This window comes from Polyangium spumosum, assembly GCF_009649845.1.
Lineage (GTDB): Bacteria > Myxococcota_A > Polyangia > Polyangiales > Polyangiaceae > Polyangium > Polyangium spumosum.
This window is the reverse complement of record NZ_WJIE01000046.1, coordinates 2,501-4,913: the sequence shown is the minus strand read 5'-3', so window position 1 is coordinate 4,913 and position 2,413 is coordinate 2,501. Positions and strand designations below refer to the sequence as shown.

The window sequence follows — 2,413 nt, the reverse complement described above, 5'->3', positions numbered from 1 at the left end:
AGGTATGGTCAAGCCGCACGACCGATTAGTACCGGTTAGCTCCGCGAATTACTCCGCTTCCACACCCGGCCTATCAACCTCGTAGTCTACGAGGGGTCTTTAGGAGCCTTGCGGCTCGGGACACCTAGTCTTGAGGCCGGCTTCCCGCTTAGATGCTTTCAGCGGTTATCCGTTCCGTACATGGCTACCCGGCTATGCCCTTGGCAGGACAACCGGAACACCAGAGGTACGTCCACTCAGGTCCTCTCGTACTATGAGCAGCTCCTCTCAAGTGTCCTACGCCCACGGCAGATAGGGACCAAACTGTCTCACGACGTTTTAAACCCAGCTCGCGTACCGCTTTAATCGGCGAACAGCCGAACCCTTGGGACCTGCTCCAGCCCCAGGATGCGATGGGCCGACATCGAGGTGCCAAACCGCGCCGCCGATGTGAACTCTCAGGCGCGATCAGCCTGTTATCCCCAGAGTACCTTTTATCCGATGAGCGATGGCCCTTCCATGCAGAACCACCGGATCACTAACGCCTGCTTTCGCACCTGTTCGACCTGTCGGTCTCACAGTTAAGCTCCCTTGTGCGTTTGCACTCTACGACTGGTTTCCAATCAGTCTGAGGGAACCTTCGCACGCCTCCGTTACTTTTTAGGAGGCGACCGCCCCAGTCAAACTGCCCACCAGGCAGTGTCCCCGACCCAGGTCATGGGTCCAGGTTAGATTTCCAGAATATCCAGGGTGGTATTTCAACGTTGGCTCCACCGAACCCAGAAGCCCGGCTTCAACGCCTCCCACCTATCCTACGCAGAATATCCCGAAAATCACTGCCAAGTTGCAGTAAAGGTTCATGGGGTCTTTCCGTCTTGCCGCGGGTAGAGGGTATCTTCACCCCCGATACAATTTCGCTGAGTCCCTGGTCGAGACAGCGGGGATGTTGTTATGCCATTCGTGCAGGTCGGAACTTACCCGACAAGGAATTTCGCTACCTTAGGACCGTTATAGTTACGGCCGCCGTTTACTGGGGCTTCGGTTCGGAGCTTCGCTTGCGCTGACTCGTCCCCTTAACCTTCCAGCACCGGGCAGGCATCAGACCCTATACGTCGTCTTACGACTTCGCAGAGTCCTGTGTTTTTAGTAAACAGTCACAACCCCCGTTTCTCTGCAACCAGCCCACGCTCCTGGAGCAAGTCCATTCACGCAGACCGGCACACCTTCTCCCGAAGTTACGGTGTCATTTTGCCGAGTTCCTTAACCAGGGTTCTCTCACGCGCCTTGGGATACTCACCCCGCCCACCTGAGTCGGTTTGCGGTACGGACACCAAAGGGGCTCTGTACGCGGCTTTTCTTGGAAGTCTGGGATCACCGAGTGTCTCGGACTAGGTCCGAACCTCATCACCTCTCGGATACACGAGTCACCGTTTGTCCCTATCGGGTCCTGGCAACTCATCCTACGGGCTTGAACACGGCAAACCATCCGCCGTGCCCGGCCTACCCTACTCCGTCCCCGCTTACTTCAACGCCATCCTTGGTGGTGCAGGAATATTAACCTGCTTCCCATCACCTACGCCTCTCGGCCTCGGCTTAGGATCCGACTAACCCATGGGAGGATTATCCTTCCCCAGGAAACCTTGGGCTTACGGCGACCGAGTTTCTCACTCGGTTTATCGCTACTCATGCCTGCATAAGCTCTTCTCAGGTCCGTTACCGGTCGTCACCGTCCGGCGTGTATCTACCTGAGAATACTCCCCTACCGCTCTCTTTCGAGAACCCGTAGCTTCGGTGCCGAGCTTAGCCCCGTTATATTTTCGGCGCGGGTTCGCTTGACCAGTGAGCTATTACGCTTTCTTTAAAGGATGGCTGCTTCTAAGCCAACCTCCTGGTTGTCTGTGCGCTCCCACATCCTTTGACACTTAGCTCGGACTTGGGGACCTTGGCTGACGATCTGGGCTCTTTCCCTCTCGGCTACGGAACTTATCTCCCGCAGCCTGACTCCCGGATACTTGTCGGAGGCATTCGGAGTTTGATTGGGTTTGGTAATCTGGTAGGACCCCTAGCCCATTCAGTGCTCTACCTCCTCCGCAATTCGTCCGAGGCTATACCTCAATATATTTCGGGGAGAACCAGCTATATCCCAGCTTGATTAGCCTTTCACTCCTATCCACACCTCATCCCCCGCATTTTCAACTGCGGTGAGTTCGGTCCTCCAAGCGGTGTTACCCGCTCTTCAACCTGGACATGGATAGATCGCTAAGGTTTCGGGTCTACGCCACGCGACTCCTCGCCCTGTTAGGACTCGCTTTCGCTTCGGCTCCACCTCACGGCTTAACCTCGCCACGTAGCGTAACTCGCAGGCCCATTATGCAAAAGGTACGTGGTCACACATTGCCTTGCGGCCATAGTGCTCCCACTGCTTGTAGGCACA

The 2,413-nt window shown here is 55.9% G+C and carries 1 rRNA gene (only partly in view); it reads right to left on the bottom strand.

Annotation, left to right across the window (positions count from 1 at the left end):
- Positions 1-4 precede the first annotated feature (4 nt).
- A 23S ribosomal RNA gene (locus tag GF068_RS43090) occupies positions 5-2,413 on the bottom strand; it runs 597 nt beyond the window's last position.